Source organism: Marinobacter sp. F4216 (assembly GCF_019931195.1).
GTDB classification, from domain to species: Bacteria; Pseudomonadota; Gammaproteobacteria; order Pseudomonadales; family Oleiphilaceae; genus Marinobacter; species Marinobacter suaedae.
The window spans coordinates 684,898-707,868 of the sequence record NZ_JAIOUO010000002.1; the positions used below are offsets into that span (position 1 = coordinate 684,898).

Sequence of the window (22,971 nt, forward strand, 5' to 3'; positions counted from 1 at the left end):
TTCGCAGATTATTGGACATTTAACTGGGGTGATTGTGGTCGGCTTACGCCGGAACTGCTTGGGGGGCCAACCATCAAGTTCCCCGCAGCATCTCTGTTTGAGGGCCGATCGGAAGTGACTACGATTTGATCGGCATACATGTGCTGTGTTTTTGGGGCGCCCCCATTCCAATAGGTGAAAAGATGAGCGCGGTCTGAGGTATCTGTCGAACTGTTGAGTGTTTCTGCACCCGTGATTTCGTCCAATAACCTTCCGTCTTTCCAAACGCGCACTAACGCTGTGCCTCCCTGGTCAGTCGATCGATTGTCGAACTTGATATACATTTCATAGTGTTCCCATCTTCCTCTCTGAATTTCATCCGACTCCGCCCCAAACCGGAACCACTGTTGTTGGCCTTCATAGAGAAACTGGTGAGGAATTACTGTGTCCTCTGGTGTCATATACCAATCGTTATAGCCAGAATTGTCTCCGCTGCTGGTTTGTACGTGCACTCGAAGAAATTTCAGCAGGCTGCCTCTGCCATACGAATCCCAATTGAAGCCCGAGGGAAAGTACAAATTCACGCTAAACCAGATTTCATCACCCTTCTTCAATAATTCAGGGAAATGTACGATCCCGCCCCACTTACCAAAAGCTGTTGCCCCCTCGGTTATAGTCAGTTTTGCGGCTTGACTCCCCAACAGGACCTCTTCGTTCGTGATGTAAGAGCCTCCGGCGGCATCATCGAAATCGTCATCACCCCCACCTTGCGCCTTCGAGCCAATAGTGCCTTGTTCAAAAGTAAGTGTCCGCGTCCAGGCCATAGCTGATCCGGTAAGTGAGATCAGTATTGCCAACGTAACAACCTTTGCGAAAACCGATGCTTGAGTCATGGCGCAGCCTCTAAAACCAGTCTCTGAATAAGGGTGAACCTAAAAAGTACCGAAGAAAGTATAGTTGATCGTCCCAAACCTGAAATGAATTCTTCCGCTCTAAAGCATGGTGTCCCGAAAGGACGAGCAACCGCGATAAAGAACGCAGTGTTAAGCCCGAAGCCCGATAGATACACACCCAAAGCACGGACAAAAACGTTTTTTTCAAAGCCACGCATCTCTTTTCATTTTTTAGCGCCGTTTGTCTCTAACCGGATGGGCTATTTGGGTGGCAAGAAAAAAGCCTTCGGGCATAAGGCGGAAGCAAGACTTCCTTTACAAAATAAGTTTTTCAACTAAAAGTTAGTTAATGATCTAGGGGTGAGTTTTTGTAATTAATTTGAGGTTAGCGATAGCTATTGTTAATGGGTGTAATTTTCAATTGATTCCTAATCATTTCAATGCAGTTTTTATATGTATATGATCAATATGTTATTTTTATGCGTTTTGTGTTTTTTTATTGCTTTGGTTAATTTATTTTAGTCGATTTTTGGTAAGGGATGATAAATAGGTTTTCTATATTAATGTTTAGTTTTATTAATGCAAAATGATATGTGGTTGTATGGTTTTTTTGCGGGATTTTTTTGAGGAACGAGATTGTAAACGTTTTAATTATTGTATAAATGAAACTATCTTATGGATGAGATGTTATGTTGATTATTTCCTTTGCTATTATTGTGATACCATTGTATGCCTATTTTATTTATCCAGGTATTTTATTTTTAGCTTCGATGGTAAAAGGATACCCATCAGTAGATAATGAAAAGAAAATCCTAAAACTACCCCCTGTATCACTTATTGTTCCAATTCATAATGGTCAAGATATACTGGCCTCTAAAGTCGAGAATTTGCGTCAGATAAACTATCCCGATGAATATCTGGAAAAAATTATAATTTCAGATGGCTCCAATGATCGCACTAATGCTTTACTAAATAAAATTGACCCGAATGAGATTAAGGTTATTTATTTGCCAAAGCGAGTAGGAAAAGAGGTAGCTCTTCACGAAGCGGTAAAGGCCGCATCTCATGATATCGTATGTTTCATTGATGCTGGGACGAGCGTCAACTCGAATGGCTTACAATATCTTTGCAGCCATTTTGAGGACTCCAAGATCGGTGCTGTTAGTTCGGTAGATCACTCTGACACTGGTGTTGCAAAGCTTGAGCAATTGCACTTGAAATATGTGTGTTCCCTCCGATTACTCGAATCAATTGTGACATCTAGTGTTGGTGTGAGTGGGTCTTTGTTCGCTACAAGAAAGCGCCTGTTTGAAAAGGTCCCTGTTTCGATATGCTCTGATCTTGGAATTTCTTTCCAGTGTGTTACCGATGGCTATAAGGCTATTGTTGAAAAAAGAACCATTGGAAGCTATCGGAAGACTGAGAGTGTGAGAAGTGAGTACCATCGAAAGGTAAGAACTATAGCCCATGGTCTGGCTACGCTGGCCCAATATAAACACTTGTTTAACGCGCGTAAATACGGATGGTATGGGGTGCAGCTTTTCAGTCATAAAATACTTAGATGGATTTCTCCATTAGCGTTTTCTTTATCGATGCTGATTTTTTTGGGCTATTTATTCGGTCAAATTAGTTGGAATTTGATTGGGGTGGTGACGCTTATTTTTTTATTAATTTTGGTGCATCCGAAAATGCGCCAAGTAATATTGTTAAATGGTCGGTTGTTTGTCGCGTATAATCTTGCGGTATTTTCTGCCTTTAAAGATTTCATGATTGGGAAAGATTATAGGATTTGGGAGCCTACAAGGCGTCTTTGAGTTTCTAGTTTTGGTGCATTTCCATTTATGGCCGTCCTAAAATAACTTTTCGAAACGGGACAGTAGGAAAAATCCGAGGGATGAAATCGGGTTGTCTTAGTGACAGGTCTTATAACTATTCAAGCAATCCGATGAGGATTATGTTTTTCTACCTAGCCTCTTGACAGGCGATGTGTGTTTTTGATTTGTTCTTCAGGATATTAGGGAGTTAACGTGGTAAAATTGCTGGATTATTCCTAGCCAATGTGAATATTTTCTGCCAGACCATGTCTAGTGAACTACCAATCTTATAGATGATCGTTCACTGCCTGAAGCGTTTTCCTTTTAGTGCCGTCGTTGGGTTTCCTGGCAAATACGCGCACTCCCATCAGCTCACTAGGTTCAATTCGGCGTCGCTTCGAGCGACTACCTAGCCAATACCATTGAGTTCGGTGCTTCATATTGGCGAGTTCTGTCGGGTCCTTCTATGCTGAGTTTTTCTGAAGGTGCGATTTGCGGAGGAGGCATCCAGCATCATCCTTGATGAGCTTGCCGGCTTTGTCTCCATCAATTCGTTAAGTAAAGAGGCTTTTAATTTATTGAGAGGCTCAGATGTCTATTTCAATCAGAGTAACGAAAATAAAAGAAGTTATCTTTAATCCTAGTGTTATTACAAGTCCTTTAAGGTATTTGTTTGTTTTGAGCCACATGAGAAGCCGTTCATCGGTACTGTCTCACATATTGGGCAGTAATGATTCTATATGTGGGTACAGTGAGCTACACAGATCCTATATTAATTATATGGATATTTTGAAAATGAGAGTTGCGCTGTATCACGATCTGAAGGTTGATTTGAGAGGAAAGTATCTCCTAGATAAAATTTTGCATAACGAGCATGAAATTTCAGGAGAAGTTTTAAAGGCGGTAGAGCCTAAGGTGTTATTTCTATTGAGAAATCCTCGGAGCTCAATTAAAAGTATCATAAAAATGGGGCAAATTTCAGGTATGAAAATTTATGAAGACCCGGAAAAAGCGTCAGAGTATTATTGTTCAAGATTGATGAGGCTAACTGCGTATGCCGAGGCTGTTGATCCGGACTATTTCTTTCTGGAATCTGATGATCTGGTAAATAAAACAGAGGCGGTATTAAGAGACTTAACTAAGTGGCTAGGGCTTAGCTCTCCTCTAACGAGTGATTACAGGTTTTTCAATAATACAGGAAAACCAGGGTACGGGGACCGATCAGAAAAGATTCGGGCTGGAAGAGTCATAAAGACAACAGGGTATCCTGACATCAATATTCCTCCGGAGCTTCTTCGAGCAGCGGAGTCTGCTTATCAGAGTTGTAAACTATCGCTTAACAAAACATCTAATAGTTAGGCACTTGGGTAAAAAAATATGAGTGTTTAAATCATGACGCCCATGTCACCCAATACACTAATTTGATCTTTCTATGCTTTTTGCTGGTTTTTTTAATTTTATTATGATTTTCATGAATTCCCGAACAGCTGCCTTTATCTCTGGCTTTTTAAACATTAACATAACTATCACTGTTGAGGTCACAATTGCCAACGCAAATTTTTCAGATATTGTGGATAGTGATAGCGTCGTGTTGGACATTGCTCCGTTTATAAGTGAGGCAACCAGCAGTATCAGGCATGACAGCATGAAGGGTCTTTGGGGTATTCTGAGCGGATAGGTTTTATTAGCCGCTGACAGGACGTAAATGTACTGGATGAAGTAGCTGACCATAAGAGCGAAAGCGGCACCAACGAAGCCGAAATTCGGTATTAGCAATAGATAGAATACAGTGATGATGACAGCGGCAATAGCATTATGCTTCGTCATCTTGATGGTTTCGCTCTTGTGCATGAAGCTGAAGTTATTAAAGAAGATAAGGCAATGCAATATGCCGGATATGGTTAGATAGGGCACTGCGCTGGCAGAAGGGTGGAACTCTGTTGCCGACATTATAACTATCGTGATGTCCGAGAATATATTAACAAACACGCCGCCTATTAAAAGCAGTGAGGCAATCGTTCTAAACGCCAGTGAGTACTCGGGGTAAGGGTTTTCCTTTTGGGCAACTGAAAATCTTTCCGTTTGCCAGTATTGGGAGAAGGGCATCCATATTAAAACTCCCACAATTGATCCAAATTTTGCAGCGAGTTCAAAAAGCCCCACATCATCAATCGATGAGAAAACTCTGATGAAATACCTGTTGGACGAACCAATATAGAGACCAATTAGGCCAGTAAGCCACAGTGGCCAGGAAAATTTCAGCATTCTCATGGATATGGCAGCATTGGTCTTCAGGCCGGTTTTATGAAGGGTGTAGCCCGCCAAGGCTAAAGCGATGATCAGCGAAGAAATCAAGCTGCTCAGGGCCAGGCCCATCAGGCCCATTTCGAGTACAACGATTGTCGTTATATTGAGTGTTAATTGGAGAACTAGCTTCGCGATGCTGAACCAGAAAAATAGCCATGGTTTTCGAATTATTCTGATGTAAGCCAGTCCATATTGTTCCAGCGAGTGTGTGAGGATGAGTACTGAAAATATCTGTACGTAGACTTCATACTCAACGGACCCAAAAAGCTGATCAGATATTGTTTGCGAGTTGAATGCCATCGCCGCTACAGCTACAAGGCTAAACAGACCCGTTATGGCGAAGGCGCTGGCTACTACGAAGTTCTTAGACTTCAGGTTGGTCTCTTGATGATAGAACTTGGGCACTGCCTGAAACATTTGTGCCCCCAACAACATCTCGAAAAGGCTTACCGCAAATATTAAAAGTCCGACAACACCATAATCAGATGGTGACAGATAGGTGGTGTAGACAGGTAGCATTACGAAGCCAACTATCTGCCGTGATATATTGGCGATGGCATATATCGTCGAATGGGTTACCATTTGACGGGCGTTACTCAATTTACGTACTCCATTTTCTGTTCTTCCATCTCCCTGAAGATCCTTAGGATACCTTGTGCCTGGGAGTGTCGTGAGTAGTGGTCAATGACTCGTTGACGCCCACTTTCTCCCATTTTTTGCATCTTTTCCTGGTTCTTCAGAAGATTGTTTAACTCGATTGCTGCCTGAACATGATCCCCGGTTCGAAATCGTAAACCGGTTTCCGGTGTTACGGTTTCATTGAGTCCGGGGAGGTCCGATACCAGCAAAGGCAAGCCGGTAGAGGCCATCTCCAGGGAAGACATGGGGAAGGAATCCCACTCAACTGAAGCGATCATGCCGATTGAGCAGCTTTTGAGCAGGTCCGGGATGTCTGTTCGGTATCCCCCGAACGTTATGTGGCGATTGGATTTCTCATCTTGCAGGAACTCGTTAAAACGTTCCTTTTCTCCGGGGCGGTTGCCGAGGATGAGGAAATGAACATCGGAACGGCCCAGCTCTTGTGTCAGATAGTGTGCAGCTTGCAGGATGATGTGAACGCCCTTTCGCTGCTCCATATGCCCGGAAAATATGACGATTTTTCGGTTCTTGGGAATATTGAATACCTGGTGTGCGTAATGGCGGAGTTGTGGATCCGGCACGTATTTAGCTGTGTCGATGCCTGTTTTTACGATAGAGGTTTTCTGTTTCGGAATCCCGCGGCCCTGAACGGCTGTGTCTCGCATACCGGCGGACTGGAATATGTAATGGTCAGGACCAAGCCGCTTGGTGGATACCTCAAGTCTTTTCAGGAACAGTTTCAGCCCGGTATTGAGTGAGCTCATGGGTGCACCCCAGTACGAAACGAAGGTTTCGACACCTCCGCGCCGCAGTGCCTGATACATGGGGCGAGAAACGGGCTGATCGAAGCCCAGCAGGTATTTAATCCTGTTTTGGCGCACGTATTGCTCGATATCTGCGAGCTGGTCTGGTGCCGACCACTGAGTATCCAATTGAATGACGTTGGTCAGCGCCGCCGGTAGGGAAGGGGTCATTCCCCCGTCGAGTCGTGAATAGGCATAGTGGACGCGAGAATAGTCCCCAACGATTTCCAGCGCCACATCCAGAAAAGTGTGTTCGTGACTGGATGCGGCGTAGCCCGGATTGGATTCGCAATGGAAGAGCACCATCATTGCGGTCATAGACTCTTCACCTCACGGACGCCCTCCAGATTGCCGATTCGCTCGGCTTCGTCAGAATCGCTCAGAAGATAATATGGACGGAGGTTGCTCGCCCTTTCCTGGCTTTGGATTTTTTGCGCGGCGGCCTCGAACGTTTCCTGGGCCGCGATGGCTTTGGCTACCAAGGCTTCGAGATCATTATCAATGTTCTCTACCGAGGTGACGAAAGGCTCAAGCCCCATAGCTTCAAACGCCCCGGTCAGTTTGGCCTGGGTGTACTGATCTACATAAACCCCGACCGCAGGGATGCCAATGGACAGTGCAAAAATGAGCTGGTGATATCGCATTGAAACGACAAACTGGCTGTCCGCCGTCAATGCTTTTAGCTCTGAGGCCAAGGGAATGGGATCTACCATGTGGAACTGTCCCTTCGGCCAAAGGTGAGATATGTTTTTGCCAAGTTCGATGTCGCCTTTGACTCCACCCGGGGCGTGGTGGGGAATGTATACGGTTTTAACACCATTCGCCTGTGTTACCCGCTCTATTGCTTTGGCAACATGGAGGACATCATCGTCGTTCATGCCACCGAACTTGCGCATGGAAACGCAGGCGAAATGTTTTTGTTCATCGGATATCTTGCGGCTGTAATCGCTATGGCGATGATCCAGAAAGCATGCGTCATCGAGAGCAAAATGTACGGGGGCACTGATCTGTGTCTGGGAAAAATGAATGTCCCGGACGCCAATCCACCGGGCTTTCGCCAAAATCTGGTCTACCTGCTGGCGATGATGTTCCTCATAGGGACCAATGGTCTGGCTCACCAGGACAACATCCTTGCCAAAGAAGTTGGCGACTTTCAGCAATCGAAGACGTGATTCAAGCACTTCCGGCCACACGCTTGTCATGTTGCCTCCACCGCAAATCACCACTTTGTCGCAACGTAAAACCTGATAAATGTTGGTCATGAATGACTTGAAATAGGATAACGGCTTGCTCCAAAGCATCATCCGGTGCTGCTTGTCCGTTGTGTGGTAAAAGGCAAAGGCCCGGATACCATAGGTGGCCGGCACCCGCTCTGGATTCGCGCATCCAAGGATTAGATTCTCCTTTCCGATTAGATCGCTCAAGCGCTCGATGGCTACTTCCGCCATCGCCTCGTCACCTACGTGGTAGTCTGGGCCGAGCCCGGTAATGTCAGATAGCATTAAGATTTTAGGCATGTTCCATATACTCTAAGTCATACAAAAACTGACATGTTTTTGTTTTTAACAAGAATGCCGGCCCGAGAGATGCTGACCAGTGCCATCTCAATTGGCTGGCGACGCAGCTAGACAACTATGTTCCATACAGCTCCTCATACAACTTGACGTTCGCCTCCGCACCGAACAGGCGGTGCGCGCGGGCAAGTCCCGCATCTAATTTGGTCGTTCTTTCGCTCTCATTGTTCAGTACTTCGGTAACAGCCGCTGCATACCCCCTTGGTGAGTGGTCTTCCACGAGCCATCCGCAGTGTCCGTCTGCCAGTACCTCCGGGATGCCTCCTACCCGATGTGCAACGATCGGGATTTCAAGTGCAAGAGCCTCGAGCAGGACCATTGGCAAGCCCTCATGGTCCGACGGCATGACAAGTACATCCAGGTCTTTAAGGGCCCGGTACACGGGTTCCACGAAACCGCGAAACTCGATGTGATTGGTTATTCCCAGGTTGCTGGCCATCTTCTTGAGTTCCGGCTCAAGGGGGCCCGATCCGATAACGATGCCCTTGCAGCGTATGCCTCGTTGGTTCAACTGCCGAATCATCTGTAGAAAAATATCCACTCGCTTTACCGGTACAAGGCGCCCAACCAGGCCCACTTTCGGTTCCTGATGAGCCGATGTGTGTTCTACAGCGCCCTGTTCGCGAATTGTGTCGATGTCTATAAAATTGAATATTTTGTGTACTTTGCCGGGAAACATTGGCGTGAGGGTTTCTTCAAGCTGGGAAGATACGGCGATGACGGCTTGTTGCATGGTTCGTCCGAGCAAGTGATCGATGTTTTGAACGAGCCATTTCAGCGGCTGGGCAGGCGTGATCTGGTTTTCAGGATTGCCGTGAACGGTCCTTATGGAGCGGGGAACTCTGGCGAGTTTCTTTGCGGCGATTCCCAGGACGTTTTCTTTAAAGCCATGCGTGTGGAGTACTCTGGTGTTGTGTTGCTCGCAGTGTTTTCGGATCGCGCTGATCATTTGAAGGGCGCTGAGATTCGTTTCATCGGCTAAGTCAACGTGGATACCGAGATTTCTGAGCTTTTTGCACAGGACACCCTCGTTTAAGACGACCGCCGTAACCTCCACGGTGTTCGTAGCCAGAAGCGCCTTGCACAGGTTGAATACCTGGACTTCAGCACCTGCCCACAGATCTCCTGAAACAATTTGGGTCACAACGGTTCTGCTTGCCCCGCTGCTCATACGATGCCTCGCCCGAGGGTTGCAAGAAGTTTTCGCCCATTGCTGCTATTGCCGTCGTGCAGATTAAAACGATGCAGGTCGTAAGGGTTACGGTCAGAGCGGTTCCAGCCAGTCTTGGTGGTGCAGGCGGCGTCAAAGCAAGACTGAACGAGTTGTTCTCCCTGTTGTGTGATATCTCCGTTGGGATAGCAGAAAATCGACACGGCGCCTTCCTTGATTAACTTGAGATCGTTATGGCAACCCCTGATCTCATTTTCCAGGGCAGAAAGATCGTTCAAACGATTCAGTCTGTAATGGTGGCGGGTATGGGCGCCGAATTTTACGAGACCCTCCGCAGCCATTTCCTTCAACTCAGTACTTGAGAGAATAGAACGCTTTTCGGATGTTGGGGACTCTGGCATGAGGCCCGAGTCTTCAATTAACTTCAAATGGCTGATAATGGCCTGATCATCAAGCTCTTTAAGGCGATTGATAACCTGGTCAGCCTCGTTCAGGGAGAGCGGGGCTTTGGATATAGCCCTCTTGGGTAAAAAAGGTATCAGCCACTGAAACTCAGCCTTGCCGTTGGGAACTCCTGTTGACGTCAGCAAATGCAGGACGGCTTCAGGCCAGAATGTTCGATCCGAGTCCAGAAGCTTGGTGACAAGAAAAATGGTTGCGGGCGTACGGGTTTCCTTCAGAACCGGATACGCGAACTGAAAGTTGTCACGCCATCCATCATCAAAGGTGAATGAAACAGAGAGTGGGGGGAGCTGTTCGCCTTTGCGCTTTCTGGCAAGCCATTCATCGAGATGGACCGGCTCTGCGCCAATGGAACGCATGATGCCAATGTGATCTCGTAAAGCAGAGGGGGTGGTCACCATCCCAGGTTGTTCAAATTTACGGTCAGGGTGGTCCTGAGGCAAAATCCTGTGGTAGGTCAGGATAATAAGCGAGGGCCTGGAAGACAGCTTTATCCTGAACCACGCGATCACAGCGAGAATGGCCGTGGCGATAAATTTCACACCAGCTCTGAGATGGGCCAAGACCATGCCTCCTTGATAGTCTCTACGGCTTTATTTGATTGTAGCGTCCCGTTAAAGCCTGTACCCATCAATCTATCAGCCAATCCCGTACTTTGCATTATCGCCGGGTATCCCACTCTGGTGAGCGGGCTGCCTCTTGAGATCCAGTCAGGCTCTGATTGAGCTCTGGCCGCGTTCCAAGACTCGCTGACCTTATGATCTGGCACCCCGGGCTACTAAACTTCTAAAAAAATCCTTAATTGAGTCTGAAATGCTCATGGCCGGGCCTGAAATCTGGTCTATAGTTTGGGTATTTCGTCACGAAATTACTTCCGCACATTGCGCGTCTTTCAGAAGTGTCCGCAGTAACCGGGTAGAACCACTCGCATGGATGGTCGGTTATGACGGTGATCCTGTTTTGGACAGCACTCATTGGCGTTGTTTACAGTTACTTCATTTACCCTTTGGTTCTGGTGTTTATTCCAAAGCGGAATAAACTTGCATCAAGCGGGGCTGGTTGCTCTTTGCCCAAGGTTTCCCTCATTGTTACCGCACATAATGAGGAACTCCGAATTCGTGACAAGATTGAAAACTGCCTCAAACTGGATTACCCGGATATGGAAATCATTGTTGCATCCGACGCTTCAGTCGATGCGACAGACCAGATCGTGGACGATTATTCGGCCCAGGGTGTCCTCCTTGCTCGTGCTGAAGAAAGGAAGGGGAAAGAGCACGCGCAATTGCAGGGCATTAAAAGGGCGACCGGTGACATTCTGGTCTTCTCAGACGTAGCCACGGCTATTCCCGAGGACGGAATCCGCAACCTGGTTCGTTATTTTGAAAATCCGATGGTCGGGGCTGTATCCAGTGAGGACCGGTTCCTCAGCCGTGATGGCAGTGTGGTGGGCGAGGGCGCTTACGTACGCTATGAAATGTGGTTGCGCCGCCTTGAGTCCGATAGAAATGGCATTGTAGGGCTGTCCGGGTCTTTTTTTGCCGCTCGACGAGAGGTCTGCGAGGAAAACTGGGACATCTACTCACCGAGTGATTTCAATACCGCCCTTAACTGTGCGCGGAGGGGTTTGGTGGCAGTGACTGCACCAGATGTTCTCGGTTTCTATCAGGATGTCAGTGATTCGACAAAAGAGTATCAGAGAAAGATCCGGACGGTGATTCGGGGGCTGACCGCTTTAACCCGACATCCCGACGTTCTGAATCCGTTTAGGTACGGAATGTTCTCGTTTCAGGTCTTTGGCCACAAAGTGATGCGCTGGGCTGTGCCCTGGTTTCAAATCCTTTTACTGGCTACCTCCATAGTGCTGGCTAAGGCCGGCTGGTTCTACTTATTGGTGTTACTGGCACAGATTGGTTTCTATTCGTTGGTGCTTACGGGTCGCCTGATACCAGGCGTCCGGCAGCAGACTCTGATCAAGATCCCGTATTTCTTCGTTCAGGTAAACATTGCTATAGCGCATGCAACGGTTTCCTTTATGGGGGGCAAGCGAATGACGGTTTGGACACCGTCCGAGCGCTGACAGGCAAGGAGAAGCCAATAATATGATGAGTAAAGTCAGGCCGGTCGGTAGCAGAGTTCCACGCCCTGAACCGGTCCCCAGCAACTTCAGGTATCCGTGGGCGATTAATGGTTACCTGACTGAATTTCTGGAAAATGGTACCCAGGCTCTGTCCTTAGCGATAGCCATTGCCATCGCAAAGAAACGGGATATCTCCGCGCCGGAGGTGATTTTGCCTGCTTATGGTTGTCCGGATCTGGTCGCGGCTGTCGTGGCCCAGGGGGCAAAACCAGTCCTTGTCGATCTGTTGTCGAATACGGCGCAAATGGATGATAACCGGCTCTGTCACGCTATTGGCCCTGGCTGTGTAGCCGTTGTCGCTGTTGGATTCCTTGGGGTGCCCGAGCGGTTAAAGGTTTTGTCCGAAATATGTCGAGAGCGGGAGATTTTCCTGATAGAAGATTCGGCCCAGTGTTTTCCTCCGTCCGGCATTACGTTTTCCCATGCGGATGCCATCGTTCTGAGTTTTGGCCGGGGTAAGCCGATCAATTTGATGGGTGGGGGGGCCTTGATCTATCAGAGGAAACTTCAGCGGCTGGTAAAGGAGGCTCTGGGTAACACACCCTCTCTGGCCAAATCGGTCGGTATATTATGGCGATTCAAACGCTTAGTGTTTAACTGGCTGATGATGCGATTGCCCTATTGGGCCGTTGAAAAGGTCCCTTTTTTGCACATTGGCCAGACGCGCTATCAGGAGTGCCCTTATATCCGGCGGGCCATCTTGCCTGACACACTGCTTTTTGGAGGTATCCAATACTTTTTTCAAAGGCCCTATCTGGGCGACCTGTATCGGAAAGAGTTAGATGAGCTATGCGACAATGGCTGGCGGTTGCTAGGGAGCGATTGCAAAAGAATGGATCATCCTGGCTGTTCGGTGCCAAGGGTCAGGATCGCTTTGCTTGCACCAAGCAGCACTGCCCGGGAGCATGCCGAGTTAGCGCTCAATCGTGCCGGCATCGGAGCGACTAATTTTTACGGTGCAATTCTCCCCGAGCTTGAAGGACTTGAGGGTTTCTTTGAGAGCGCTCATTTCCCGGTTGCGAAAGACTTCTCCTCTCGTCTGCTGACCCTCCCGTGCCACGAAGATGTGCGTCCTGGGGATATTCATAAGATCGTAAAGATAATGAAAAAGCTGTACTCGGATGACTGGGCAAGTGAGGCTGACCGGGTGTCATAGGTACTCCATTGGATTTTATTCTACCGTGCGAGTCTTTGGTTCCGAAAACTCTCCGGCAACGCCCTCCGTATCAATCGCCCTGATCCTGAACTGCCATTGGCCTGAATTCAGATTCCTTACGACATAGGAATTGTTTCCATCAGCATCAATCGTTTCTGTTGTTTCCGGTGCAGCTGCGGGGGTCAATTTAATGGCATCAGCCACTACATAGCCATCTGCGTCATTGTCGATTCTGATCATGATTTGGCCATCACTGGTCGTGAACGAGCCAATTTCCTGCCAGGATCCGCCATTAGCCCGCTGATCCACAGTTGCGCTTCCGGTGCTCTCCTGTCCCTCGTTATTGGTGAATGTGTACTGGTAAGTCGCGTTTGATGCACGCAATCCTGACGATACCCAGTGTGCATAAATATCGTAGCTCACTCCGACCGCGAGGTTGGTAACCGCCCATTCTGCGATAACTTCACCACTGCCCGGATTCATCAGGAAGTAGTCTGCTCCGATGAAACCTTCGTAGCTGCTCGACGTCCTGCCGCCGCCGTAAGTGATAAAGGCATCGGACTCGTTGTCCACCACTGTTTCTTCCGATGAGGACGTGGCGCTCATTGGTTGATACGACAGCTCGTATTGCGCGATATCGCTTTCGGCAAGCGCGCTGCCATCGGTCCGCTGGGTGGGGGTAGTCCAGGTAAGAATGACGGTATTTGCGTCTGGCAGGCTAGTGCCATCGTTCGGGTTGGTTCCAGCGGCGAACTCCTGCTCGTTGGTAAATCCATCACCGTCCGAGTCTTCGGCCGCGTCATCAGCTGTTGGGTTGAGTCCGTTTTCAACCTCATAACCATCTGAAATGCCATCCCCATCAGTGTCCAGGGAGATTGGACTCGTCAGTGCAAGGAATTCATCGAGGTTTGAAAGACCATCGCCATCGGAATCCAGAGTTGCATCGGATGGATCGTCGGGATCGAAACCATACTGGACTTCCCATTCATCGCTCATGCCATCGCCATCGGAATCCCCCGTGGTGTCGGCTACATCGTCGCCACCGGAAACACCGATTTCCTGAAAAAGAACCGCATCGGCTACCACCCATCCGTCTGCATCGTCGTTGGTGGTTACGCGGCCGGTAAGGGTAGACATTTTGTAGGTTCCCAGCTTGAACCATTCCCCGCCGTTCTCTCGCTGATCAACCACAACAGTATCGGTCACCAGGTTATTGGCCTGGTCTAAATAGTGAACGGTATATTTTACGTTTGAACCTCGTCGAGGGGTTGATGTCCACTTAACGTAGACATCGAATTGACGAATGATATTGAGGTTCCATGTTGCAGTGTTGGCCCCGGTTCCCGGCCCGACAATCAGGTAGTCACTGCCCTGGAATCCAGAAATGGAATCTGAAACCCGCCAGTCGCCATCGGAAAAGAATCCTATATCGTCCCGATCAATAACGTGCTCGGGAAAACCGCTTGCTGTTGGCTCCAGTTCTTCGAGCTCTTCTGGCATCTGGGTGGCACAACCGACAACGAACGAGCTCGATATCGACAGAAGCAAAAGATTCTTATTCCTGGCCATCTGGTAAGCCTCGAGCCGGATTAATCTGTATAGATATTCAGAACATCAAAAGCATGGCATATGGGGGTGATAAAGCACTTGGCAGTTTAGTTTTTCTGCTTTTATAAAATTCGTGTTGATAAAAAAATAGTATTTAACGTGTAACGCCCACACTGTGCTGTTGATTCTCAGTTGCCGGGGCTGGAGGAAATGCGGAACAGGCAGGAAGTCCCCTAAAAGCGTGGGGAGTGTAATTGAACCAATGAACAACCGGTCGGCGGTGCGAGGTAAGTATCTATCGGATTACGTGGAAGGTAGTGCTCTTGACGTCGTTCTGACCCAGTCAACGATAGCGTCAACGACCGTGTGACGATCGTGCGGCTCGGAGAGGATGTGGCTTGCCTGGGGGCGATGGATAACCTTCAGATTGTCGCCAAAGCGAACGGAGCTGAAGCAATCGGAGAACTGCTCGGGATACCGGTAATGCTCATTTCCCATAAATACATATAACATCTGGAGATTCCTCTGGTTCAGCTTCTCCAGGCCTTCAGCCACCTCTGCTTTGGGCGGATAACTGGCGAAGTCCGGCACCTCGAAATAGCGCTCATCGATGCCCGATAAGTCCGCGCCTCTTTTCTGCTCAAGCAGACCGAGTTTCCGTAGCACGAATTTGAGCCATCGTGCCGGTGAGCGCAACCGTCGAATATAGTGAATCAGGTAACTCTTGGTCGTCATATAGCAGTAACCATCCAATTGAGCTGTTGCGACGACTCGAGGGTCCTCCAGTGCTGTCCGGTAGGCGGCAAATGCGCCAGAGCAAAGGCCGTAGAGAATAAAACGGTCGAACTGTTTCCAGTTGGAGAGGTAGTTCATCACTTCCTGAACTTCCTCAACAGCCGCCAGGTCGGCGGTTAGCGTGCCTCGTCTGGGTTCGCTGTCACCGATACCGGAAAAGTCAAAGCGAAACGTGCTCAACCCGGATCGTTCCGATATCGCTCTGGCCAGAGTCACCGTCAGACGACAAGAGCCGACACGGTGAATGACGCCCGAGTTCAGGAGTATTACGGCGGTTCTGGGATCTGCAAGTTCCCCGGCCCTTGGTTCGCAGAAAACGCCGACAAGAGGGCGGTCGTCACCAACCATCACTACTTGTTCACGCATAGTGTGTCATCTCGTACTGGGTCGTCGCGCTGAAATGACGCTCGATCGCGTCGATAACAGGCTTTGGCCACAAGATTCCACCGACATGGTCAACGTAATTCCAGTCGTGTGGAGCCGGTGCGAGCTCGGAGTAGAACATTTTCCTATGATCCAGTTGCCTCTGAATTTTGGCAAATTCATCGGTTTCGTGGGAAACGAACTGAGCGATGGGCAAGGCAATATCTTGAGCCAGTTCACCCAAACTGAATGCCTCAAGAGAGTTCTGGAAGGCCTTGGACATTGAGAATCCATTGAAATGAATGGTCCCGTCTGGTGTCAGTATTTTCGAACGACTTCCCAGTTTCTGAGCGTTTGCGACGGCAGTCTTTATCTCCTCAAGGTATCCTTCACCGTCTGTGATCGGGTCCCAGAGGATTAGTCGGGAGATATCATTGCTTTCGATGGCGGCCCTGGCAGCGAGTATGGCCCCAAGACGAAGTCCTACGAGCGCTACTCTGGAGACGCCTGCCATGTCCCGAAGCTCCTGGATGGCATGGCCTATATCTTCGACCCACTCGTCGGCCGTTACATCGGACAGATCCCCGGCAGAGTCCCCTGTGCCGCGATAGTCAAAACGCAAAACGGGATAACCAAGCTCGCTCAGGTTTATTGCCAGCCTGCGAATCGACTTGTGGGCACGCAAGTACTCCTGTCCAAATGGATTACAGAGGACAATCCCCTCATCAAGATGACCTGTTTTTCTGGGGTGATAAACGCCCAGCAGATAGCTCTGTGATGGTCCAAAAAAAAACGCTTCCAATCGATTCTCCCTGCAAACGTCTACCCTGAACTGCTGCGTAAGTAGACCTCGATATCACTATCGTAGTCGCAAATCGTTTGAATTATGAGCCGAAAAGCCGCTGAAATACCGAGCGGCCGGACTTTTTCTCTTGTTTAGCGTCGGGGGGCGCATCCTTATCAATCGCTTCCTTGGGCACCGCTTTTTGTTCTACCAGGTTCGCCAGCTGCTCAAGTGTATTGACCCACAAATCCTGAGGCATGAGGCTGACACCAAACGTTCTCTCGATTTCTACGATGACCTTCAGCGCAAGCAGTGAATGCCCGCCAACCTCCAGAAATTGGTCATCGATGGTCACGTGCTCCCGTTTCAGCAGAGCCGTCCAGATATCAATAAGCTTCTGCTCAGTGATCGTTGGTGGACGTTCAGGTTTGCGAGCCTCAACCACGCTGGTGGTTTGCGCGAGAGCTTTACGGTTGACCTTACCGGACGGAAGCAGCGGTAGTTCCTCGTGAGTTACAAATTGTTGAGGGATCATGTAATCCGGCAAATAATTCCGAAGGTGTTTACGAAGTTCGCTGCCTGTCGGCTGCTGCTCGCCCTGATAGACAATGTGGGCGCTGAGTCGCTGGTCATCCACGCCCAGATCCTGAACTACGACAGCGGCATCTGCGACATCGGGGTGTGACCTTAACTGGATTTCGATTTCTTCCAGCTCAATCCGGAACCCGCGGATTTTTACCTGATTGTCGAAACGGTCGCCAAACTCCAGTTGGCCGTCCATGGTCCAGCGTGCAAAGTCCCCGGTTCGGTAGAGTCTCCGGCCATCCGGGAAACGCACGAAACGTTCAGAAGTTTGTTCCGGATTGCCCCGATAGCCCCTCGCCAGGCCCAGCCCGCCGATCCACAGTTCTCCATACACACCGGGAGGCAAGGGGGTACTTTCTTCATCAAGAACATAGAGTTGGGTGTTTGCAAGCGGACGTCCAATCAGTACTCGTGGGGTGCTTTGCTCGTCCGGGAGGTGCACTCTGTAACAACTGGTCCACACGGTGGCTTCAGTCGGGCCGTACATGTTCCAGAGCTCAACGTTGCAGGTGAGCAGCGCTGATGCCAGATCCGGGGGCAGTTTTTCACCACCCACCAGGCCCCGCAGTGGTGTCTCCGTTGCCAGGCCGGCATTAACCAACATGCGCCAGGTCGCTGGTGTTGCCTGTAGCACAGAGATTGAATGCTGAGTGATCAGGGAGAGCAGCTGATGAGGGTCTTTGTTTTGCCTGCTAGAGGCAATGACCAGCTTTGCGCCAACAGCCAGCGGCAAAAATAGTTCCAATATGGAAATGTCAAAAGCCGGGGTGGTGATGGCCAGCAGACGATCTTCTGACGTAAGCCCTGGTTTCTCAGCAACCGCTTTTAGAAAGTTGCTCAGGGCTTCGTGGCTAATCTCTACGCCTTTGGGAACGCCCGTGGAACCTGAGGTGAATATCACATAGGCCAGTTGGTCAGGTTTTAGGGTAACCGGCAGCTTATCCGAACTCTGGTTATTTATCGTGTCCTGATCCTGGTCGAGAAGGATGGTGGTTCCTTCATGCGCCCCTACCACGCTATCAAAGTGGGTGACGCTAATCAGATGATGTGCATTTGCGACGCCAAGGATCGCTTTTACTCGCTCGACAGGAAAGAGCGCGTCAAGCGGAACGTATGAGGCTCCCAGCTTCCAAAGGGCAAGAATGGTAAGTGGCAGTTCAACCGTGCGATCCAGAAGGATTGCCACGACATCGCCGGCCTGAACTCCCTGGGATGAAAAGTGCCTTGCTAACCTGTTGGATCGTTCATCGAATTCGCGATAGGCGTATTCCCCGTTGGCATCAATGCAGGCAATGTCGTCCGGGTGCTCTGCAACCTGATGGTCGAACTGAGATAAAAATCCATTCTCGAAGGGCCGTTCGACGTAGGTGTTGTTCCAGTTCTGGATCATCCGTTGCTCGTCCTGAGTTGCGCCTGCAACAAGATCGAAGCCTTCCTTTTGCTCCTGAAGCGCTGTGATGCTTTCCTGAAAACTTATCACAAAGCCCTCTACAGTCGCGCGGTTGAACAAGGCGACCGGGTACTCAAATCCGCATTGAATACCGTTGGCGTGCCGCTTGAACCAGACATCGAGATCGGTTTCCACACCTTCCCTGTCGAGGTTTATCTGGGTGCGCTGAATACCATCCATCTCGTCTTGTCGGTTTCGGACATCCTGATAGTTGAACAGGGTCTGGGCGATGGGATTTCGAGAGGTATCACGGTGAGGGTTTATGGTACGCACCAACAGGTCAAAAGGAACGAACTGATGCTCCATGGCACTGAGTATGGTGTCTTTTACATGGCGTACTAACCCATCAAAGGACTGTAAACCCGTTAATCTGAAACGGCAGACAAGAACGTTGATCATCGGCCCCATAAGACCCTTGAATTCATCCAGATGTCGTCCGTATACCGGCACATTCACGATGATTTCGTTTTGCCGGCTGTAGCGGTGCAGCATGTGAACGTATAGCGACATGACAACCATGAACAGCGTGGTCTGGTGTCGCGCAGCAAGCGCTTCGAGTGTTTCCACACTGGTCTGATCAATATCAAACTTGATGCCTTCCGAGCGATGGGGCTGTTGGCTTGGGCGATCGAAGTCGGTTGGCAGATTCAGTACGGGCAACTCTCCGGAGAGCGTTTCTTTCCAGTAGTCGAGGTGTTCTTCGAGGCGTTCACTTTGCAACCAGTTGGATTGCCAAAGTGCAAAGTCGTTAAACTGCAGCGGCAAGTCGGGCAGGGGATTGGCCTGATCCTTTGCAAAGGCGTTGTAGAGAGTGCAGAGCTCCTTCAGCAGCAAATCAAAAGACCAGCCATCGAACACCAGGTGATGGATCAGGAAAAACAGGATGTAGTCCTGGGAGTCTGCTTCGATCAGTGATGCCTTGAACAAGGAGCCGGAAGAGACGTTGAACGGCTCGGCAACCTCTGTTCTTAATGCCGTTTCCAGTGAATCCAGGTCGCTTGCGTTGTAGTGGGACAGTGGGAGTGGTTTTAAATCAATCCGCCTGTTCTCATCCACAACGATGTGAACTTCACCATCCAGCTCTACGAAATTCGACCGCAGAATTTCATGGCGTTGAAGAATTTTGTTCAGCGCCAACCCCAGTGCTTCGGTATTCAGCTGCCCCTGCAGTCGAAATACGGCTGGCAGATTGAAGGCATAGGAATCCGGGACGATTTTTTCGTAAAGATACCAGACCTGCTGCTGGTGGATGGCAGGTACAGGGGTGTTTTCCGTATGCCTGACGATGGGTGGTACTTCCTCGATGTAGACGCGCTCTGACTCAATGACGCGACACATCTCGCGAATGGTCGGTGCTTCGAACAGCCTTCCCAGCCCAAGGCTCACGCCAAATTGACTTTTCACCTTGGCGAGCATCTGAGTACCCAGAAGCGAGTGCCCTCCCAGGTCAAAGAAGTTGGCCGATGCACTGATTTCCGGAGTTCCCAGAATATCGTTCCAGATCCTGCTCAGCTCTACCTCAAGTTGCGATTCCGGTGCTTCGAAGGTGTCGCTGTTCAGCGCTTCGATTTTGGGCGCGGGAAGTGCCTTACGATCCACTTTCCCGCTGGACGTAAGCGGCAGGGTCAGCAGCTGAACGAAGTGTTGCGGAATCATATAGTCGGGTAACTGCCGGCCCATATGAGCTTTGAGCTGTGGCAGGACATCTGCCAACTCATCTTTCGATACGATGTAGGCGACCAGACGCTGGTCGTTCTTGCGATCTTCCCGCGCTAAAACCGCACACTGGGTGACGCCCGGATAGGTAAGAACGATGGATTCGATTTCCCCCAGCTCGATCCGCAGTCCCCGAAGCTTGATCTGGAAGTCGTTGCGGCCAAGATATTCAAGGACGCCATCGGTGCGCATTTTTACCAGATCGCCCGTACGATAGGCGTTGTATGGCTCATCGCTGAACGGATCTCGGATAAACCGCTCGGCGTTGAGCTCCGGACGGTTTACGTAGCCCCTTGCGACTTGCACGCCGCCAATCAGGAGTTCGCCAACCAGACCCGGGGCGAGGAGCCGCATATCTTCATCCACGACGTAAAGGCGAGTGTTGGACAGGGCCGTGCCTATTGGCACTGTGTGAGTAGATTGCTTCTGACCGCATAACCATAGGCTGGCGTGAACGGCTGCTTCTGTTGGTCCGTACAGGTTCCAGCACTCTGCCTTTGGGAATGCCTCTGAAAAACGGGCTTCCAGCTCGGTACTGACCGCTTCGCCGGTTAAGACAAAACGTCTAAGGCTGGGGCATTGGGCCTGGGCGTACTGGTCCAGGAAAAGGTACGCCATTGAGGGTACGAAGTGGATGTGGGTTATCTTTTCTTCATTAACGAGACTGGCAAGATAGTGGGGGTCTTTGTGTCCGCCGGGCCGGGCAATGATCAGCCTGCTGCCACACATGAGGGGGCCAAACAGCTCGCAAAGGGAAACATCAAAGGTGTACGGCGTTTTCAGCATCACCGCGTCGGATTCGTTCAACGGCAGCGCTTCCTGCATCCATAGCATGTGGTTGCAGATCGAACGATGCTCAAGCATGACGCCTTTGGGGTTGCCGGTTGAACCCGAGGTGTAGATCACATACGCGAGCTGAGAGGGAGAGTAATCGATTCCGGGTCGGGTAACGGGACAGTCAACGAGGCTTGCCGGTGGCGTGTCCAGTGCAACAGTCTTAATGCCTTGGGGGACCTTTTCGGCCTGAGCCGACTGAGTCAGAACCAGCTCTGCCTGAACCTCATCAACGATGAATTTGAGCCGATCATGAGGATGATCAGGATCAAGCGGGAGGTAGGCACCGCCTGCCTTCAGAATGCCGTTGATCGCGATGAGCATTTCCATGGACCGTTCCATCAGTACCGGCACGATGGTTTCGGCGCGCACGCCGCGGTCTATCAACCAATGTGCAAGCTGGTTAGCCCGCTCGTCGAGCTCACGATAGGTAAGCTGCTCTCCCTCGAAGACCAGAGCTGTTCGATCCGGGAACTGGTCGGAAGCGTCTTCAATAAGACCATGCAGGCTGGCTTGCTCAAGGCTATAGGGGCGCCTTACACCTTCCCATAACTGCTGATAGAGGGCGATGTCTGCGTCGCTGATCAGGTCGTGATGCCTTATGGTGGCTTCTGGCTCGGAAACAACGTGGCCGAGAAGGCGCAGAAACTCACCCATACGGCGATCGATGGTCTCGGTGTCCCAAAGGTGGAGGTTGTGTGTGCACTCCATGACCGCATCGCGGTCTGACAGCGTGATGTTTAAATTGATGTCAAAGTTTTCGGATACCCGGGGGTTGGATTCAAACACCGCATCCAGTCCTGCGAACTCAAAGTCGGATTCGTTGGACTGATCGACGTTGAACAGTACCGACACCAGCGGTGGCTTTGATGGATCCCGAGTGGCACCGAGTGTCTTGAGCAATGTGCCATACGTCAGGTACTGGTGCTCGAAGGCTTCCAGCATGTTTTGCTGTGCCTTGTGCAGCAGGGACTCAAAGGTATCGCTGGACGATACGCTGATGTGCAGCGGAATAATGTTGACGCAATGACCAATCAGCTCATGCTCTTCCTTGGCCATCTGTCCGGCAAACGGTATCCCCAGGACAATCTCTTCGCAGCCTGAAACTCGATTCAGGTAGGCCGCGAACGCTGCCATGAGCGTGGTTGTGAGGGTGCTCCTGTTTTTGGCAGCCAGCGTTTTCAGTTCACCAAGGAGAGGCAGCGGAAGTTCTTTATCCAGCCGAAAAGCACGGAAACTTCTGCTAGGGGCCCTGGGCCGGTCGTAAGGAAGATCCAGAGCGGGAATTCCGTGTGCAAACCGTTGTGTCCAGTAGGCAATGCTCTGTTCGCGCAGGGGCTGTGTTTCGGGACTGCGCTCCCAGGCCGCGTAGTCGCTGAAAAGAGGCGCCGGTTCCAAATTCGGGACTGAAGATCCGGTGCAGCGGGCCGAGTACAGCTTGCCGAGTTCGCTGGCCAGGACGTAAAGAGACCATCCATCACAAACAGAGTGGTGCAGGGTCAATAACACCCGCGTGTCTGTTTCGCTGCAAAGAATGACATCGAATTGGGCGAGAGGGCCATTGAACAGATCGAACGGTGCTGTGACCGCGTTACTGGCAAGGTCGCTGACCTGCTGCGTGGTGTCTTCGTCGCTCAGTGGGCGACAATCGTACACCTTGATGGGCGCAGGGCGGTCTTTGTAGACCACCATTTCCTCGCCATCATTGCTGAAACAGCCTCGTACCGACTGATGTCTGAACCACAGGTCTTGCAGGGCTTTTTCGAGGGCTGCCTGATTCGGGGTTCCCTGAAGTCGGACAAACACGGATTCATTGAATGCAACACTGGCGTCTTCGCCAAACTGGGCCGCCAGCCAAACTTCCCGCTGGGACTCGGTGCTCTCGACGGTGCACTCGAGTTCGCCAAACTGGAAAGGATCATGGTGTTTGTCGTACTTGAAAACGGCGCTATTCATACGTG

14 protein-coding genes are annotated in these 22,971 nt (G+C 50.2%); 4 read left to right on the forward strand and 10 right to left on the reverse strand.

Going from position 1 to position 22,971, the window contains the following annotated elements; all coding sequences use genetic code 11:
- Nucleotides 1-8: 8 nt before the first annotated feature.
- Nucleotides 9-872: a polysaccharide lyase gene (locus K8I84_RS03690; RefSeq protein ID WP_223793360.1), complete on the reverse strand. Its 864-nt coding sequence runs from the start codon at nt 870-872 to the stop codon at nt 9-11.
- A gap of 689 nt (nt 873-1,561) precedes the next feature.
- On the opposite strand from K8I84_RS03690, the gene K8I84_RS03695 reads away from it, so the two are divergent.
- Together K8I84_RS03695 and K8I84_RS03700 are read left to right on the forward strand one after the other, a co-directional pair.
- Nucleotides 1,562-2,686: a glycosyltransferase gene (locus tag K8I84_RS03695; RefSeq protein WP_223793361.1), complete on the forward strand. Its 1,125-nt coding sequence runs from the start codon at nt 1,562-1,564 to the stop codon at nt 2,684-2,686.
- Between the two features lie 591 nt (nt 2,687-3,277).
- Nucleotides 3,278-4,045 carry a sulfotransferase family protein gene (locus tag K8I84_RS03700; RefSeq protein ID WP_223793362.1) on the forward strand — a complete coding sequence of 256 codons (768 nt, stop codon included), beginning with the start codon at nt 3,278-3,280 and terminating at the stop codon, nt 4,043-4,045.
- A gap of 57 nt (nt 4,046-4,102) precedes the next feature.
- On the opposite strand, the gene K8I84_RS03705 is transcribed toward K8I84_RS03700, so the two are convergent.
- The 5 genes from K8I84_RS03705 to K8I84_RS03725 form a co-directional block, all read right to left on the reverse strand.
- On the reverse strand, nt 4,103-5,593 hold the full coding sequence (locus K8I84_RS03705; protein ID WP_223793363.1) for a lipopolysaccharide biosynthesis protein: 1,491 nt from the start codon (nt 5,591-5,593) through the stop codon (nt 4,103-4,105).
- Nucleotides 5,590-6,753: a glycosyltransferase family 4 protein gene (locus tag K8I84_RS03710; protein ID WP_223793364.1), complete on the reverse strand. Its 1,164-nt coding sequence runs from the start codon at nt 6,751-6,753 to the stop codon at nt 5,590-5,592. Before K8I84_RS03710 ends, K8I84_RS03705 begins: the two co-directional genes overlap by 4 nt.
- Entirely contained in the window at nt 6,750-7,952 is a 1,203-nt protein-coding gene (locus tag K8I84_RS03715) for a polysaccharide pyruvyl transferase family protein (protein WP_317848196.1), read from the reverse strand. Before K8I84_RS03715 ends, K8I84_RS03710 begins: the two co-directional genes overlap by 4 nt.
- Nucleotides 7,953-8,067: 115 nt before the next feature.
- Nucleotides 8,068-9,153, reverse strand: coding sequence for a glycosyltransferase family 4 protein (locus K8I84_RS03720; protein ID WP_223793365.1), 1,086 nt, complete (start codon nt 9,151-9,153; stop codon nt 8,068-8,070).
- Nucleotides 9,154-9,176: 23 nt separating this feature from the next.
- On the reverse strand, nt 9,177-10,205 hold the full coding sequence (locus K8I84_RS03725) for a polysaccharide deacetylase family protein (protein WP_223793366.1): 1,029 nt from the start codon (nt 10,203-10,205) through the stop codon (nt 9,177-9,179).
- A 380-nt stretch (nt 10,206-10,585) separates the two neighbouring features.
- Here K8I84_RS03725 and K8I84_RS03730 point away from each other — a divergent pair, with 380 nt between their 5' ends.
- Together K8I84_RS03730 and K8I84_RS03735 are read left to right on the forward strand one after the other, a co-directional pair.
- Entirely contained in the window at nt 10,586-11,719 is a 1,134-nt protein-coding gene (locus K8I84_RS03730; protein WP_223793367.1) for a glycosyltransferase family 2 protein, read from the forward strand.
- 22 nt (nt 11,720-11,741) lie between these two features.
- A complete protein-coding gene (locus K8I84_RS03735; RefSeq protein ID WP_223793368.1) occupies nt 11,742-12,935 on the forward strand; it encodes a DegT/DnrJ/EryC1/StrS family aminotransferase in 1,194 nt (397 codons plus the stop codon).
- Between the two features lie 15 nt (nt 12,936-12,950).
- Here the strand turns inward: K8I84_RS03735 and K8I84_RS03740 are convergent, their stop codons facing one another.
- From K8I84_RS03740 to K8I84_RS03755, 4 genes are all read right to left on the reverse strand, one after another.
- On the reverse strand, nt 12,951-14,504 hold the full coding sequence (locus K8I84_RS03740; RefSeq protein ID WP_223793369.1) for a hypothetical protein: 1,554 nt from the start codon (nt 14,502-14,504) through the stop codon (nt 12,951-12,953).
- A gap of 282 nt (nt 14,505-14,786) precedes the next feature.
- On the reverse strand, nt 14,787-15,644 hold the full coding sequence (locus K8I84_RS03745; RefSeq protein ID WP_223793370.1) for a hypothetical protein: 858 nt from the start codon (nt 15,642-15,644) through the stop codon (nt 14,787-14,789).
- Nucleotides 15,637-16,443: an alpha/beta fold hydrolase gene (locus tag K8I84_RS03750; RefSeq protein WP_223793371.1), complete on the reverse strand. Its 807-nt coding sequence runs from the start codon at nt 16,441-16,443 to the stop codon at nt 15,637-15,639. The genes K8I84_RS03745 and K8I84_RS03750 overlap by 8 nt, the downstream gene beginning before the upstream one ends.
- 82 nt (nt 16,444-16,525) lie before the next feature.
- Entirely contained in the window at nt 16,526-22,966 is a 6,441-nt protein-coding gene (locus K8I84_RS03755; RefSeq protein WP_223793372.1) for a non-ribosomal peptide synthetase, read from the reverse strand.
- Between the last annotated feature and the right edge of the window lie 5 nt (nt 22,967-22,971).